Annotated in this window: 15 protein-coding genes; 8 read left to right on the top strand and 7 right to left on the bottom strand. The window is 65.7% G+C overall.

Going from position 1 to position 14354, the window contains the following annotated elements:
* Nucleotides 1-3: 3 nt before the first annotated feature.
* From EV580_RS07025 to EV580_RS07010, 4 genes are read right to left on the bottom strand one after another with little or no spacing between them, the layout of a single operon-like run.
* Complete coding sequence (locus EV580_RS07025) at nt 4-909, bottom strand: hydroxymethylglutaryl-CoA lyase (RefSeq protein WP_133690330.1); 906 nt, start codon at nt 907-909, stop codon at nt 4-6.
* A complete protein-coding gene (locus EV580_RS07020; protein ID WP_133690329.1) occupies nt 906-2108 on the bottom strand; it encodes a CaiB/BaiF CoA transferase family protein in 1203 nt (400 codons plus the stop codon). The genes EV580_RS07025 and EV580_RS07020 overlap by 4 nt, the downstream gene beginning before the upstream one ends.
* A complete protein-coding gene (locus EV580_RS07015) occupies nt 2105-3292 on the bottom strand; it encodes an alpha/beta hydrolase family protein (RefSeq protein WP_133690328.1) in 1188 nt (395 codons plus the stop codon). Before EV580_RS07015 ends, EV580_RS07020 begins: the two co-directional genes overlap by 4 nt.
* Nucleotides 3292-4401: a homogentisate 1,2-dioxygenase gene (locus tag EV580_RS07010; protein ID WP_133690327.1), complete on the bottom strand. Its 1110-nt coding sequence runs from the start codon at nt 4399-4401 to the stop codon at nt 3292-3294. The genes EV580_RS07015 and EV580_RS07010 overlap by 1 nt, the downstream gene beginning before the upstream one ends.
* Before the next feature lie 192 nt (nt 4402-4593).
* On the opposite strand from EV580_RS07010, the gene EV580_RS07005 reads away from it, so the two are divergent.
* A complete protein-coding gene (locus EV580_RS07005) occupies nt 4594-5577 on the top strand; it encodes an esterase family protein (protein ID WP_166654601.1) in 984 nt (327 codons plus the stop codon).
* A 60-nt stretch (nt 5578-5637) separates the two neighbouring features.
* Here EV580_RS07005 and EV580_RS07000 read toward each other — a convergent pair whose 3' ends face one another.
* A complete protein-coding gene (locus EV580_RS07000; RefSeq protein WP_133690326.1) occupies nt 5638-6636 on the bottom strand; it encodes an oxidoreductase in 999 nt (332 codons plus the stop codon).
* A gap of 29 nt (nt 6637-6665) precedes the next feature.
* Nucleotides 6666-7259, bottom strand: coding sequence for a TetR/AcrR family transcriptional regulator (locus tag EV580_RS06995; RefSeq protein WP_133690325.1), 594 nt, complete (start codon nt 7257-7259; stop codon nt 6666-6668).
* 81 nt (nt 7260-7340) lie between these two features.
* On the opposite strand from EV580_RS06995, the gene EV580_RS06990 reads away from it, so the two are divergent.
* The 5 genes from EV580_RS06990 (at nt 7341) to EV580_RS06970 (ending at nt 12146) form a co-directional block, all read left to right on the top strand.
* Entirely contained in the window at nt 7341-8171 is an 831-nt protein-coding gene (locus EV580_RS06990; protein WP_133690324.1) for a mycofactocin-coupled SDR family oxidoreductase, read from the top strand.
* A gap of 7 nt (nt 8172-8178) precedes the next feature.
* Entirely contained in the window at nt 8179-8991 is an 813-nt protein-coding gene (locus tag EV580_RS06985; protein ID WP_133690323.1) for a mycofactocin-coupled SDR family oxidoreductase, read from the top strand.
* Nucleotides 8988-9797 carry a carboxymuconolactone decarboxylase family protein gene (locus EV580_RS06980; RefSeq protein WP_133690322.1) on the top strand — a complete coding sequence of 270 codons (810 nt, stop codon included), beginning with the start codon at nt 8988-8990 and terminating at the stop codon, nt 9795-9797. The genes EV580_RS06985 and EV580_RS06980 overlap by 4 nt, the downstream gene beginning before the upstream one ends.
* Nucleotides 9770-11236, top strand: a complete 1467-nt coding sequence (locus tag EV580_RS06975) for an aldehyde dehydrogenase family protein (protein WP_286171478.1) — start codon at nt 9770-9772, stop codon at nt 11234-11236. Before EV580_RS06980 ends, EV580_RS06975 begins: the two co-directional genes overlap by 28 nt.
* Before the next feature lie 70 nt (nt 11237-11306).
* Nucleotides 11307-12146 carry a mycofactocin-coupled SDR family oxidoreductase gene (locus tag EV580_RS06970; protein WP_133690320.1) on the top strand — a complete coding sequence of 280 codons (840 nt, stop codon included), beginning with the start codon at nt 11307-11309 and terminating at the stop codon, nt 12144-12146.
* On the opposite strand, the gene EV580_RS06965 is transcribed toward EV580_RS06970, so the two are convergent.
* Nucleotides 12139-12738, bottom strand: a complete 600-nt coding sequence (locus EV580_RS06965) for a TetR/AcrR family transcriptional regulator (RefSeq protein ID WP_133690319.1) — start codon at nt 12736-12738, stop codon at nt 12139-12141. The two genes, EV580_RS06970 and EV580_RS06965, sit on opposite strands and share 8 nt — an antisense overlap.
* Before the next feature lie 112 nt (nt 12739-12850).
* Between EV580_RS06965 and EV580_RS06960 the strand changes: the two genes are divergently transcribed.
* The gene (locus tag EV580_RS06960) at nt 12851-13066 is read left to right on the top strand and encodes a ferredoxin (RefSeq protein WP_133690318.1); all 216 of its coding nucleotides are present in this window, start codon (nt 12851-12853) and stop codon (nt 13064-13066) included.
* Nucleotides 13063-14343: a cytochrome P450 gene (locus EV580_RS06955; protein WP_133690317.1), complete on the top strand. Its 1281-nt coding sequence runs from the start codon at nt 13063-13065 to the stop codon at nt 14341-14343. The genes EV580_RS06960 and EV580_RS06955 overlap by 4 nt, the downstream gene beginning before the upstream one ends.
* The last annotated feature ends 11 nt before the right edge of the window (nt 14344-14354 follow it).

The following is a 14354-nucleotide window of genomic DNA, read 5'->3' as shown; positions in this document are numbered from 1 at the left end:
CGCTCAGTTCAGGATTCGGTCGCCGGCCCGCAGTAGCGCGCTGGGCAGGTCGTGGCCGATGACCGAACGTGCGACGGCAGCGGCGCGGATCGCGGCCTCCAAATCGACGTCGACGGCAATCCCACTGTCGCGCAACAGGTACACCAGGTCTTCGGTGGCGATGTTGCCGCTGGCGCCGGGTGCGAAGGGGCACCCGCCGAGGCCGCCGACCGAGGAGTCCAGCCGGTTCACCCCGGCCGCCACCGCGGCGTACGCGCTGGCCAGCCCGGAGCCCCGGGTGTTGTGGAAGTGGGCGCCCAGCGGCAGGTCGCCGATGCGGGGTTTCACCCGGTTCATCAGTGAGGTGACCCGCCCCGGAGTGGTGGTGCCGATGGTGTCGGCGATCGCCAGCCGGTCGGCACCGAATTGGCATGCGGCGTCGACGATGTCGAGCACGCGCTGCGGCGGCGTCGGACCGTCGAACGGGCAATCCCACGCGGTGGCGATGATCACCTCGACGCTGACACCGGAATCGTGGGCGATCGCCACGATCTCGGCGATCTGCGCGGTGGCCTCTGCGCTGCTCCGTCCGACGTTGGCCTTGCTGTGCGCGTCGGCGGCCGACACGACGTATTCGAGCGACCGCAGGCCGGCCGCGATGGCGCGCTTGGCGCCGTTGGGACTGGCCACCAGCGCGGAGAAGTCGATATCGGGGTAGTCGCTCAGGTGCGCGGCGAACTCGGCCGCGTCGGCCAGCGCGGGCACCTTCGACGGGGAGACGAAGGCCGTCGCCTCCACTTCGCGGACGCCGGTGGCGGCGATGGCGGCCAGCAGTTCCAGCTTGGCCGACAACGGAATTGGTTCTTCGATCTGAAGGCCGTCACGCAGGGCGACCTCGCGGATCGTGACGTGTGCGGGCAGCTCGGTCATAGCACCCCCTTGGATTCGAGGTCGGCGATCTCCTCGGCAGGCAGGCCCAGCAGATCGGCGTAGATCTCGGTGTTGTGCTGGCCGGGTCGCGACGAGCCCGCCGACCGGATGGTGCCCGGCGACTCGGACAGCACCGGGACCACGCCGCACCCCTTGACGTTGCGGCCGATGCGCTCGTCCCAGTGATCGGCGATCATGCCGCGCGACACCAGTTGCGGGTCGGTGACGACCTCGGCGACGGTATTGATCGGGCCGCTGATGACACCGGCCTCGCTCAGTGTGCTGATGATGTCGGCTGGTTCGCGGGCCGCCGCCCAGTCGCCGATGATCTTGTCGAGCTCGTCCTGATTACGGCCCCGCGCAACATGATTGACGAATCGGTCGTCGTCGGCGAGCTCAGGCTGATCCATCGCCGCGCAGAGCCGCCGGAACACGGTGTCCTGGTTGGCGGCGATCACCACCCAGCTGCCGTCGGCGCTGCGATAGATGTTGGACGGGGCGATACCTTCCAGCCGCGTACCCGAGGGTCCGCGGACCACACCGCCGATGTCGTAGTCGGGGATCGTCGACTCCTGCACGGCCAGACAGGATTCGGTCAGCGCCGCATCGACGATCTGCCCCTCACCGGTCACGGTGCGGCGGTACAGCGCGGCCAATGCGCCCTGGGCGGCGAACATCCCGGCCAGGCTGTCGCCGAGTGAGAGCGCCAGCCGGGGCGGGGGACCGCCGGGGAAGCCGTTCATGTGGCGCAGCCCGCTGGCGGCCTCGGCGACCGATGCGTAGCCGGCCTTCTTGGCCTCCGGCCCGGTCTGCCCGTAACCGGACACCCGGACCAGGATGATGCCCCGATTACGTTCGCGCAGAACGTCGTAACCCAGACCCCACTTCTCCAGCGTGCCGGGCCGGAAGTTTTCCACGATGACGTCGGAGCGTTCGACCAGATCGAGGAACAGCTCACGGCCGCGGTCCTCGCGCAGGTTGAGGGTGACGGCCTTCTTGTTGCGTGCGTGCACCGTCCAGAAGAAGTGGTGGCCGTCGAGTTCGGCCTGCCCCCAGGTGCGCAGCGGGTCGGGCGCGCCCGGCGGCTCGATCTTGATCACCTCGGCGCCCATATCGCCCAGCAGCCGGCCCGCGAACGGTCCCGAGATCAGCGTGCCGACCTCGATGACGCGAATGCCGTCCAAGGGGCCAGTTGTCATGCGTCTGCCTTTGCGAAGTCGTGTCGAACCAGCCAGTCGGTGGCGATGCTGACCGCCTGCCGCAGCGTCTCCTTCTGGTCGGGCCCGGAGTAGTAGTGGTTTGCGCCGGGAATCTCGTGCATCTCCTTGTCAGGATGCCCGATCGCCTCGAACAGCCGACGGGTGTGGCTGGGCGTGCAGGCATCGTCGGCGAGGTTGCCGATCACCAGCGCCGGCACCGCGATATCGGGCCCGGCTTTCACGGCGTCACCATTGGCGTCGTCATAGCTCCACTGTGACAGCCAGCTGCGCAGCGTGCAGAACCGTGCCAGTCCGACCGGGCTCATGTTGACCACCTGCGGGTCGCCCAGGTAGCAGGTGCCGGGTTTGCGTTCGTTGGGGTCGACGGTCGGATCGAGCCAGCGCGGGTCGGCCATGGTGCCGTGCACGACGAACGAGAACTCGTCGTCGGGACGACCGGCTGCCTTCAGCTCGGCCAGTTTTTCTTTGACCCACTTGGTGATCCGCCGGTTACGGGCCACCTGCGCCTCGTGATAACGCTCCAAGAACTCCTGCGTATACGGCGGCTGGTTGGGGTTGTCCGGGTTGTACAGGTCGAGTTCGGGATCTCGTTTGGTCGGGTCGCTCTCGTCGAGGATCGAGGCGTCCATCCACTCGGTCATCGTGCCGTGCCTGCTGATGTGGGCGGCCAGCAGCATGATGCCGTCGGCGGGCAGCAGGCCCAGCTTGGTCAGATCGGGCCCGTCACCCGACGGGCTGGCCGTGATCGTCGGGTTCTGTGCCTGTTGTTGATAGAACACCGACAGTGAGCCGCCGCCGCTCCAGCCCGCCAGCACGACCTTGGAGTACCCGAGCCGATTCTTGGCATCCTTGATGCACTCGCCGAGATCCTCGACCACCTTCTCCATCAGCAGTGCCGAGTCGGTGCCGCGGAACCGGCTGTTGCAGTAGATGACGTGATGGCCCGCGCGCGCCAGCGCGTTGATCATCGGAAGGTAGGCGCCCCCGCCGATCGGGTGCATGAATACCAGCACGGTGTCTGACGGGGTGGTCGGCTTGAGCAGGTAGCTTTCCAGTACGACCAGCTCGGCCACCCCGCCGTACACATCGCGGACAGCCGAATTGTTCTGGTAGGCAATCAGATACGGAATGCGCTCGTAGGCACGCTTGACCGGGGTGACCATCAGTGTTGCCCCAGATCGTTGGCAAGAACTTCCGGTGAGGGAACCAACCGCTTGCGGGTGTCGATGGCGATGACCTTCCAATCCACTTTGTCGAAATCGTCGAACTTGCGTCGGGCTCGTTCTCGCGCCTTCTCCGGGGCGCCGTGGTGCACGCCCTGCGGGGCATGACTGATCAGCCCCGGTGGCATCGGGATGCCGTAGAGGGAGCCGCCGTGGAAGAACGCGATCTCGTCGAAGTCGACGTTGCGGTGATACCAGGGCGTGCGTTCGGTGCCGGGCACCGATTCGGCCGGCTTGGGCAGGAAGTTGCAGACGTAGACGCCCGTGGCCTCCATGAACAGATGGACCATCGGCGGCAGGTGCACGCTGTCGGAGGTGATCACGTTGTAGTCGTCGACGTTGAACGTGAACGCGTAGTTGTCGCCGCGCCAGCCCTCGACGTCGATCGGGTTGTGCGGATAGATCAGTGTCGTCGTCTCGATGCCGTCGATCGGCCGGTGATACAGCCGCACCTCATATTCACCGTTGTTGTGCGGACCCTCGGTGCTGGGCGCGGGGTCGGGGATCACGGCCTGCGACGGGTCGAAGGGCCAGTGCCTGCCGAGCGGCCCCGCCGGTGGCACCCGGAACTCGTCGGTGGCCTCGATGATCAGCCACGTGCTTGCCGAGGACGGCGTCTGACGCCACGTGCACGCCTTCGGGATGTAGATCCAGTCGCCGGTGCGGTAGGACAGCGGGCCGAATTCCGTTTCCAGCGCTCCGGTGCCCTCGTGCACGAAGCAGAGCAGGTCGCCGTCGATATAGCGCACGTAGAACGGCATGGCCGCCTCGCGCCGGCTCAGGGAGATGCGGCAATCAGGGTTGGAGAACAGCAACAGCGGCGCCCCGGCCGGGTCGGTCAGGTCGCCTGGTTTGAGCTCGCTGGACAGCACGTCGAGCGGGCGTAACGGGCCGGTCGCCCGAAATGTGGTCGGATCGTTGCGTCGGTAGATATTGGCGGTCCGGCCGGTGAATCCACCTCGGCCCAGTTCATCGTCCTTGAGGCCGTCGAGATCGGCGTGCAGCCGCCGCGGGGTCGTGCCTTTGCGCAGGTGAGTGAAGGATTCCATGGGAGCTCCCGAGATCGGCGTCGAGGTGCGGGCGTGCGGAAAACTAAAAGTGACATTAGTTTTCGTTTGCCCCGCTGACAAGGCCGGAATCACGAATGTGTAACGTGGCGGACTTTCACAGGTTCGAGACGACATGTTTTACTCAACTCTGCAATCCGAGTACTCGGGGTCCATAGAAAGCTGGGTGGATTTGTGACTTCCTTGTTCAACAAGGTGCGCGGATGGTCGCGCCGATTCGCGGTCGCCGCGGTCGTGACGGCGGCGCTTCCGGGCTTGATCGGCCTCGTGGGCGGTTCCGCTACTGCGGGCGCGTTCTCGCGCCCCGGCCTGCCCGTGGAATACCTGATGGTTCCGTCGCCCTCGATGGGCCACGACATCAAGATCCAGTTCCAGAGCGGTGGCCCGAACTCTCCTGCGGTCTACCTCCTCGACGGCCTGCGTGCTCAGGACGACTTCAACGGCTGGGACATCAACACCCAGGCGTTCGAGTGGTACTACCAGTCCGGTCTGTCGATCGTCATGCCGGTCGGCGGGCAGTCCAGCTTCTACGCGGACTGGTACTCGCCGGCGTGCGGCAAGACCGGCTGCCAGACCTACAAGTGGGAGACCTTCCTGACGAGCGAGCTGCCGCAGTGGCTGGCCGCCAACCGGGAGGTCAAGTCCACCGGTAGCGCCGCGATCGGTCTGTCGATGGCCGGCTCGGCCTCGCTGATCCTGTCGGTGTACCACCCGCAGCAGTTCATCTACGCCGGTTCGATGTCGGGCTTCCTGAACCCGTCTGAAGGCCAGTGGCCGTTCCTGATCAACCTCTCCATGGGTGATGCGGGTGGCTTTAAGGCCAACGACATGTGGGGCCCGACGCAGGACCCGAACAGCGGCTGGAAGCGCAACGACCCGATGGTGCAGATCCCCGCGATCGTCGCCAACAACACCCGCATCTGGATCTACTGCGGCAACGGCCAGCCCAACGAGCTGGGTGGCGGCGACCTGCCTGCCACCTTCCTGGAGGGCCTGACCATTCGCACCAACATCACCTTCCGCGACAACTACCTCGCCGCGGGCGGTAAGAACGGTGTGTTCAACTTCCCCGACAACGGCACCCACAACTGGGCCTACTGGGGTCGCGAGCTTCAGGCGATGAAGCCCGACCTGCAGAAGTACCTGGGCGCCGCCTAACAGTTCAACGAACAGCGGGCCGTCGGCATCTGCCGGCGGCCCGCTTTCGTTGTTGTGCGGCTAAAAGCCGCCGGCGACGCGCACCACCGCGCGGCCGGAGTACGTCCCGGCGCGTACCTGGTCGATGACCGCGACGACGTCCTTGACGTCGACCTCGTGGGTGACGTCGTGCAGGTGACGCGGTTTCAGATCGCCACCGAGCCGCTGCCACAGCCCGCGGCGTGTGGCGATCGGCAGCTGCACCGAATCGATGCCCAGCAGCGAGACGCCCCGCAGGATGAACGGCATGACCGTTGTGCTGAGTCCGGGCCCACCGGTCAGGCCGCTGGCCGCCACCGCGCCGCCGTATTTGAGCGTGCTGATGACGTCGGCCAGGGTGGCCCCGCCGACACAGTCGACCGCACCGGCCCAGCGGGTCTTGCCCAGTGGGCGCGGCTTGGCGTCGGGATCCTCGGGCAGGCGCCCGATCACCTCCGCGGCGCCCAAGGCCCTGAGATGTTCTGCCGCTTGCGCTTTGCCGGTGGAGGCGACCACCTGGTAGCCGGCCGCGGCGAGGATGTCGACGCTCACAGATCCCACGCCGCCGGTCGCGCCCGTCACCACGATCGGACCATCCTGCGGTGTGATGCCGTGGGAGATCAGCGCTTCCACGCTCATCGCGGCGGTGAAGCCGGCGGTGCCGATCGCCGCACCCTCCCGCGGGGTCAACTTGCCGAGCGCGACGATCTGTTCGGCGGGCAGCCGGACGTACTCGGCGTAACCGCCGTGGTGTCCGGTGCCGATGTCATAGCCGTGCGCCAAAACCTGGTCTCCCACGGCGAATTCAGGGGACCCCGACTCCACGACCTCACCGGTGAGGTCGATGCCCGGCACGATCGGGTACTGCCGGACCACGCCGCCGCGGGGAGTCAGTGCCAGTGCGTCCTTGTAGTTGACACTGGAATAGGCGACGCGGATCGTGACGTTGCCGGGTGGCAGATCACCCGCGTCGAGTGTCTCGATCGCAGTGGTGATCTGATCGCCATCCTGACGCGCCAGCAGTGCGGTGAAGGAATCCATAGGCACGACCGTAGACCCGTGTCGCTGGACTAGTTGCGGGTCGCCTCATACCCGGTGGTGAACCACCGGACCGTTCGTTCGATGGTGGGCAGGATGTCGGTGATGGCGATCTCGCCGGCGGCGAAGCGTCCGGAGAGTCCGAAGACCAAGGTGGCCACCACGCTGTCGAGATCGGCGACGAAGCTTTCGTCGACGCCGCCCAGTACCTCCATCGCGGCGGGGATGACGCTGTCGAGGCCGCGATCGAGAACGAGTTCGCGTCCGGTCGACGCCCGCGAGCGGTAGTAGGCCTTCAGCATCTCGGGATGCCGTTCCCACGGCTCGAAGATGGTGCCCAGCACGCGCATCAACCCGTCGTAGATCGACTCACCGGGCTCGTGGTGTTGCCGCGCCAAGCCCGCGTAGCGATGCTCGTCCATCCAGGATTCGAGCGCGGCCAGGATCAGATGGTCACGAGTGGGATAGCGCTTGTAGATCGTGGCAAGCGAGGTCCGCGACCGGCGTGCGACCTCGCGGAGCTGAACGGCGTCGTACCCCTCGTTTTCCAGGATGTCGACGACGATGTCGAGGATCCGGTCGCGGGTGCCGACCGCGGTGCCGGTGGTCTTCTCAGCGCTGTCCACGAATGCCCTTGCCGTCGATGAGTAACGCGGTTACTGTACCGCAGTAACACGGTTACTGTGCACTGCGGGGAAGGCAGGAATATGGGCTCTCTGGACGGCAAGGTCGCGTTCATCACCGGTGTTGCGCGCGGCCAGGGGCGAAGCCATGCCGTTCGGCTGGCCGCCGACGGCGCTGACATCATCGGCGTGGACATCTGCGCCGACATCGCCTCCAACGGCTATCCGATGGCCAGCCGTGGCGAGTTGGACGAGACTGTCGAACTCGTTGAGGCCAAGGGCGGCAAGATGATTGCCGCGGTCGCCGATGTGCGTGACTTCCACGCGCTGAAATCCGCCCTGGACGGCGGCGTGGAACACTTCGGACGTCTGGACATCGTGTGTGCCAACGCTGGGATCGCCGCAATGGCCTTTCGCGAGTTGACGATCGAGGAAGACCTCGAGCAGTGGAACGACGTCCTGGGCGTTAACCTCGTCGGCGCTTTCCACACCGCCAAGGCCGCTATCCCGCATCTGATCGCCGGAGGGCGCGGCGGGTCCATCGTGTTCACGAGCTCGACGGCGGGGCTGCGCGGATTCGGCGGTGTGCAGGGCGGCGGTCTGGGCTATGCGGCGTCCAAGCACGGCCTCGTCGGCCTGATGCGAACACTGGCGAATGCGCTTGCCCCGGAGAGCATTCGGGTCAACACGGTGCATCCGACGGCCGTGCGCACGATGATGGCCGTCAATCCCGCGATGGTCGCCTTCCTCGAGAACTATCCCGGTGGCGGCCCGCATCTGCAGAATCCGATGCCGATCGACATGCTCGAGCCCGAGGACATCAGCGCCGCGATCGCCTACCTGGTCAGCGACGAGGCCAAGTTCGTCACCGGGGTGACCTTCCCGGTCGACGCCGGCTTCACCAACAAGCTCTAGGAGAGAGATGACGCAACCGACAGGGCGGGTGGCCGGCAAGCGGGTTCTGATCACCGGCGCAGCGCGGGGGATGGGCCGTAGTCACGCCGTGCGGCTGGCCGAAGAGGGTGCTGACCTGATTCTGGTCGACATCTGCGAATCGCTGCCCGAGGTGGAGTATCCGCTGGCGACGCGGGAAGAGCTGGACGAGACGGCCCGACTGGTCGAGAAACACAACCGCCGCGCCGTCCGCTACGTCGTCGATGTGCGTGATGCCGCCGCGCTGGCCGACGCCGTCAACTACGGCGTCGAGCAACTCGGCGGTCTGGACGCGGCGGTGTCCAATGCGGGCGTGCTCACGGTAGGGGCCTGGGACGCCACCACGCCTGAGCAGTGGCGAACGGTGTTGGACGTCAACCTGATCGGGACCTGGAACACCTGTGCCGCGGCGCTGCCGCACCTGGTCACGCACGGCGGGAGCCTGGTCAACATCAGCTCGGCGGCCGGGCTGAAGGGCACCCCGTTGCACCTTCCGTACACGGCCGCCAAACACGGCGTCGTCGGACTGAGCAGGGCGCTCGCCAATGAACTTGCCGCGGTGAATGTTCGGGTCAATACCGTGCACCCGACCGGTGTCGAGACGGGTATGCGGCCCGAGTCGCTGCACCAGGTGCTCGGTGAGGGCAGGCCAGACCTCGTCCCGATCTTCCTCAATGCGCTGCCGGTGGTGATGGTCGAGGCGATCGACATCAGCAATGCGGTGCTCTACCTGGTCTCCGACGAATCGCGCTACGTGACCGGCACCGAGCTCAAGGTCGACGCCGGGGTCACCATCCGATGACCGCGATCGACAGCGACCGCCGCGAACGCGGTAGGCAGTCGTTCGCCGAGGTGATGACATTCCCTGCGCCGCAGGACGACACTCCGGCGGGCAGCGGGCTGATCGACTTCGTGTACGGCGAGATCTGGTCGCGCCCCGCGCTGAGCCGGCGCGATCGACGATTCGTCACCCTGGCGTGTGTGGCAGCGGCCGATGCCGAGGCGCCGCTGCGCGATCACGTGTATGCCGCCCTCAACAGTGGCGATGTGTCGATCGCCGAGATGCGGGAAACGGTACTGCATTTCGCGGTATACGCCGGGTGGCCCAAGGCGTCGTGGTTCAACATGCTCGTCGACGAACAGTGGGAGCGGATCCACGCCGACCGGGGGCAGACGCCACCGCCACCAGAGCCGTTGCTGCCGTTGATCACACCGAGTGATCCGGAGGGCCGGCTGCTGGTCGGCGAGCAGTCGTTCAAGGACATCAACTGCATTCCGTACGCACCCGTCCGGGACAACCCCTACTCGGGTGCCGGAATCCTGAACTTCGTGTTCGGCGAGATGTGGCTTCGCCCCGGGCTGGGCATGAAGGAACGCAGGCTCATCACGGTCGCGTGCGTGGCGTTCCAGGACACGCTCATCCCGATCATCAGTCACGTCTACGCGGCGCTGAAGAGTCGCGATGTCTCCTTCGCCGAAATGGAGGAACTGGCGCTGCATTTCGCGGCTTACTACGGCTGGCCGAAGGCATCGCATCTCAATCAGGTCATCACCGAGCAGCAACAACGCGTCCTCGAGGAGTGGCGCAGCGAAGCGGGCGCATCGTGATCTCACCGGCCGGCCTGTTGATCGGCGGCGAGCGGATCGGACAGTCCTCTGCGGGTGCGCATGACCACATCTATCCTGCGACCGGACGGCCGAATGTGGTTGTCTCGCTGGCGGGCCCGCAGGAGATCGATCGTGCGGTGGCCAACGGATGGGAGGCGCACCGCGCCTGGATGGCGTTGACCGTGGATCGCAGGCGGGACCTGCTGATCGATCTGGCCGACGTGGTGCACGCGCATCTCGGCGAACTCGCCGAGCTCAACGTGCATGACTACGCCGTACCGATCTCGTATGCGGGCACCGCGTTGCTGCTCGAACGGTTTCTGCGCCACTACGCCGGTTACGTCGACAAACCGCACGGTGCCAGCACCCCGGTCAACGGCTCATTCGACATCAACCTGATCGAACGCGAACCCTACGGTGTGGTGGCCGTCATCGCACCGTGGAACGGCGCACTGGCCGTCGCGGCCTCGTGCGTGGCGCCGGCGCTGGCTGCCGGTAACGCGGTCGTCTTCAAACCTTCTGAGCTGGCACCGCTGGCGGCGCTGCGGTTCGGTGAACTGTGCATCGAGGCGGGCCTGCCACCTGGCCTCGTCAACGTGGTACCTGCGGGCGCGGAGGGTGGTGACGCGCTGGCCCGCCACCCCGAGATTCGCAAGGTGCACTTCACCGGCGGGGGTGTGACCGCCCGTAAGGTCATCGCCGCTGCCACAACGAATCTCACACCCGTGGTGGCGGAACTGGGCGGCAAGTCGGCCAACATCGTGTTCGACGACGCCGACCTGCAGACCGCGGCAGCGCTCGCGGCTCATCAAGGGCCGCTGATGCAGTCAGGACAGAGCTGCGCGTGTGCCAGCCGGATTCTGGTGCAGGACAACATCTATGATGAATTCGTTGACGCATTCCTCGCCCGAATTTCCGAGGCGAAGGTGGGGGATCCCCTGGATCCGGCCGTTACCTTCGGGCCGGTGATCGCCGAGAGTGCCGTCGACCGCATTCTGTCTGTTATCGGCGACGCCGTCGATCATGGGTCGGGGGAGTTGCTCACCGGGGGCGGACGCATCGGTGGCGAGTTGGCGTCGGGCTATTACATCGAGCCAACGGTGTTCGGTGACGTCGACAACGCGTCGGAGCTGGCCCAGATCGAGACATTCGGGCCGGTGGTCTCGGTGATCAGATTCCGCGACGCCGACGACGCCGTGGCGATAGCCAATGACAGTGCCTATGGGCTGAATGCATTCGTGCACACCCGCGATCTCGCTCGCGCTCATGGCGTCGCCAGGCAACTCGAATCGGGATCGGTCTGGGTCAACACGTTCAGTGACATGGCGCCACAGGGGCCGTATGGCGGCTACAAACAGAGCGGCTTCGGACGGACAGGTGGGCTCGAAGGCCTACACGAGTTCCTCCAGGTGAAGAACATCCGCATCGCGATGCGCTGACCTTGACACCGTGGTCGGGCCTACGTCAGAATTTGATCACTCGATCAAATTCTGAGAGGCGAGGGAATTCATGGCTGGAAGAGTCGAAGGCAAGGTCGCTTTCATCACCGGTGCGGCGCGGGGCCAGGGCCGCAGTCACGCGATCCGGTTGGCCCAGGAGGGTGCCGACATCATCGCCGTCGACGTGTGCAAACGCATCAGCAGCAATGACGACATCCCCGCGGCGACGCCGGATGATCTGGCCGAAACGGCAGATCTGGTCAAGGGTCTCAACCGACGGATCGTGACCGCAGAGGTCGATGTCCGCGACTACGACGCGCTCAAGGCCGCTGTCGACAGCGGAGTCGAGCAGCTGGGCCGTATGGACATCATCGTGGCCAACGCGGGAATCGGCAATGGTGGTCAGACGCTGGATCACGTCAGTGAGTCGGACTGGACCGACATGATCGACGTCAATCTCTCCGGCGTCTGGAAGACTGTGAAAGCGGCTGTACCGCATCTGATCTCGGCAGGTCGCGGCGGGTCGATCGTCTTGACCAGTTCGGTCGGTGGTCTGAAGGCCTACCCGCATACCGGCCACTACATCGCTGCCAAGCACGGCGTGGTCGGACTGATGCGCACCTTCGCCGTCGAACTCGGACACCACTCGATCCGGGTGAACACGGTGCACCCCACCAACGTCAACACCCCGCTGTTCTTGAACGAGGGCACGATGAAGCTGTTCCGTCCGGACCTGGAGAACCCGGGGCCCGACGATATGGCGGTGGTGGCGCAGATGATGCATGTGCTGCCCATCGGCTGGGTCGAGCCGGTCGACATCAGTAACGCGGTGCTGTTCCTGGCTTCTGACGAGGCCCGCTACGTCACCGGTCTGACGATGACCGTGGACGCGGGGAGCATGCTCAAGTAGCTTTCGCCTGTTCGGTCGAGGCGAACCGATTCAGGAAGCGGTCCACCAGCTCTCGCATCTCCTCGTGACCCTCGGTCATCCCGATGGCGCTCTCGTTGCACAGACTGCGGGCGATCTGTGCAACGAGCATCGAGACGGCCACGGGCGGGTACTCGCTGATGTCGAAGCCGTGTGCTCGCAGAGCCACTGTGGCAGCAGCGGTTTCGATATCGCGGACCCGCTCGGCGTAGGCCTTGAGTTCGGCGCTGATGACCTTGCGGTGATTGGCCAGCGCGACGAATTCGGTGTACAGGCCCGTCCAGCGTGGATCGGTATTGATGGACCACAGGGCCCGCAACGGTTCGTCGGCGGTGATTGCCTGGCGCATCCGGCCCAGTGAGGCGTCGGAACCCGATCGCAGCACCGCGACGAACAAATCATCCATCGTCGGAAAGTAGTAGTACACCAGGGCGGATCGGACTCCGGCACGCGCCGCCACACGCCGGGACGTCGCGGCGGCGTACCCCTCTTCGAGCATGATCTGAGCGGTCGCCTCCATCAGGCGTTCACGCGCGCCGGCGTCCTTCTCTTTGGTCTTCGCGGTCGACGCCATACGGGCCATCCTCTCAGGACAATTCAATACTTGGCTAGACGATCCCGCTCGTGATAAGCATGACGCATCAGAATTTGATCGATCGATCAAAAACGAGGAGAGGGAGGGCTCGATGACTGCGGCTCGTTGGCGCGTGCAGGTCGACCGGGACCTGTGCGAGGGCCATGCCCTGTGCGTCGAGTTGGCTGCCGAGGTGTTCGATGTCGGGTCCGACGACCTGGCGACCTGTCTCGAGTCACCCCCGGACGCGCTGCGCGATCAGGTCGAGGCCGCGGTGGCCGCCTGCCCGCGCCAAGCCATCAGCATCGTGAAAGGGAGCCAAGAATGACCGATCTGGCAACAGCCGACTACTTTTCCGACCAGGGCATCGCTCAGGACCCCTACGCCTATCTGGATTACCTGCGCGGGCAGAACCCGGTGTTCCGCGAGCCGAACTACGGGGTCGTGGCGGTCACCGGCTACGACGAGGCGGTCGCGGCCTTCAAGGACTACGAGACGTTTTCTGCGGTGAACGCCATCGGCGGACCGTTCCCGCCCCTGCCGTTCGTCCCCGAGGGCGACGACATCTCCGAGCAGATCGAGGCGCACCGGCACCTGTTTCCCATCAACGAAATGATGGTGGTGATGGACCCACCCGAGCACACCCGGGCGCGGTCGCTGCTGAGCCGCCTGCTGACTCCCGCGCGTCTCAAGGAGAACGAAGACTTCATGTGGGAGTTGGCCGATCGCCAACTCGACGAGTTCATCGGCAACGGGAAGTGCGAGCTCCTCGGCGAGTATGGCAAGCCCTTCGCCACCTTGGTGATCGCCGACTTGCTGGGTGTGCCCGACGAGGACCGCGCGGAGTTCCGCCAGAGCTTGGGTGCGGGCAAGGAGCCCGGGAGTGCGGTCGGCGCACTGGATCACACGCCCGTGGCGGTGAATCCGCTGGAATGGTTGGACGGCAAGTTCACCGGCTATATCGACGACCGGCGCCGGCAGCCGCGCGGGGATGTGCTGAGTTCCCTTGCGGCGGCGACCTATCCGGACGGCTCGACACCGGATGTGGTCGACGTGGTCCGCGCGGCGACTTTCCTGTTCGCCGCGGGCCAGGAGACTGTCGTGAAGCTGCTGAGCGCGTCGACTCGGGTACTGGCCGAACGTCCCGATCTCCAGGACAAGCTGCGGGCGGATCGCGGGTTGATCGGCAGCTTCATCGAAGAGTCGCTGCGCATCGAGAGTCCGACGAAGGTCGACTTCCGGCTGGCGCGCAAGACCACCAACCTGGGCGGTGTGGACATCAAGGCCGGGACCGTGCTGATGCTGTGCCTGGGGGCGGCCAACCGGGACCCTCGTAAGTTCGACCGGCCCGATGAGTTCCACCTGGACCGCAAGAACGTGCGCGAGCACATCACATTCGGCCGCGGCATTCACACCTGCGCCGGTGCGCCGCTGGCTCGGGTCGAGGCCAAGGTCACGCTGAATCGCCTGCTGGACCGCATGACCGATATCGCGATCGACGAGAACCACCACGGTCCTGACGGCGACCGGCGCTACCGCTACGAGCCGACGTTCCTGCTTCGCGGCCTGAGCGAACTGCACCTGACCTACACGCCCGTCGCCTGAATCAGGGGAGA

Origin of the sequence: Mycobacterium sp. BK086 (assembly GCA_004362315.1) — a bacterium.
Taxonomy (GTDB): Bacteria; Actinomycetota; Actinomycetes; order Mycobacteriales; family Mycobacteriaceae; genus Mycobacterium.
Note: the sequence above shows the minus strand (reverse complement) of the source record. Positions and strands in the feature narration are given on the sequence as shown.

Coding starts and splice junctions, on each gene's coding strand:
- EV580_RS07000 (WP_133690326.1), bottom strand. CDS start 6,636: ATGGATTCCTTCACCGCACTGCTGGCGCGTCAGGATGGCGATCAGATC.
- EV580_RS06970 (WP_133690320.1), top strand. CDS start 11,307: ATGGCTGGAAGAGTCGAAGGCAAGGTCGCTTTCATCACCGGTGCGGCG.
- EV580_RS07010 (WP_133690327.1), bottom strand. CDS start 4,401: ATGGAATCCTTCACTCACCTGCGCAAAGGCACGACCCCGCGGCGGCTG.
- EV580_RS07015 (WP_133690328.1), bottom strand. CDS start 3,292: ATGGTCACCCCGGTCAAGCGTGCCTACGAGCGCATTCCGTATCTGATT.
- EV580_RS07025 (WP_133690330.1), bottom strand. CDS start 909: ATGACCGAGCTGCCCGCACACGTCACGATCCGCGAGGTCGCCCTGCGT.
- EV580_RS06990 (WP_133690324.1), top strand. CDS start 7,341: ATGGGCTCTCTGGACGGCAAGGTCGCGTTCATCACCGGTGTTGCGCGC.
- EV580_RS06955 (WP_133690317.1), top strand. CDS start 13,063: ATGACCGATCTGGCAACAGCCGACTACTTTTCCGACCAGGGCATCGCT.
- EV580_RS07020 (WP_133690329.1), bottom strand. CDS start 2,108: ATGACAACTGGCCCCTTGGACGGCATTCGCGTCATCGAGGTCGGCACG.
- EV580_RS06960 (WP_133690318.1), top strand. CDS start 12,851: ATGACTGCGGCTCGTTGGCGCGTGCAGGTCGACCGGGACCTGTGCGAG.
- EV580_RS06965 (WP_133690319.1), bottom strand. CDS start 12,738: ATGGCGTCGACCGCGAAGACCAAAGAGAAGGACGCCGGCGCGCGTGAA.
- EV580_RS06985 (WP_133690323.1), top strand. CDS start 8,179: ATGACGCAACCGACAGGGCGGGTGGCCGGCAAGCGGGTTCTGATCACC.
- EV580_RS06980 (WP_133690322.1), top strand. CDS start 8,988: ATGACCGCGATCGACAGCGACCGCCGCGAACGCGGTAGGCAGTCGTTC.